General features: G+C 53.9%; 1 protein-coding gene. It reads left to right on the top strand.

Annotation, left to right across the window (positions count from 1 at the left end; translation table 11 throughout):
• Nucleotides 1-20: 20 nt before the first annotated feature.
• Nucleotides 21-388, top strand: a 368-nt coding sequence (locus tag Q5762_RS37325) for an LAGLIDADG family homing endonuclease (protein WP_315896754.1), incomplete at its 3' end; no start/stop codon positions are given.

Here is a 388-nt window from a genome sequence, read left to right on the forward strand (position 1 = left end):
CCCAAGGAGTGGGCGCCTGGTTGAAATCGCTGGGTATCTTTGGGCAGCGCTCTGCAGAAAAGTATATTCCAGGTGAAATTTTCAGACTGTCCGATCAGCAGCTCGCGCTGTTCATACGTCATTTGTGGGCCACCGACGGCAGCATTACGACAGATAAAAATGGGCGCACACGCGTCTATTTCTCTACTGTTAGCCGTCGCCTTATCGATGATGTCAGCGCTCTGCTGTTACGTTTCGGTCTTGTGACCCGAATCCGCCATGTCGTGTCAGGAGAGGGGAGTGGTTGGTATACCGCTGACGTATCGGGAAGCGATCAACAGCAGCGCTTTGCACAGAAAATTGGGGCTTTTGGGCATCAGGTGGCGTCGTTAGCACCGCTGAAAGCGGC

The organism is Streptomyces sp. P9(2023) (assembly GCF_032436795.1).
GTDB lineage: Bacteria > Actinomycetota > Actinomycetes > Streptomycetales > Streptomycetaceae > Streptomyces.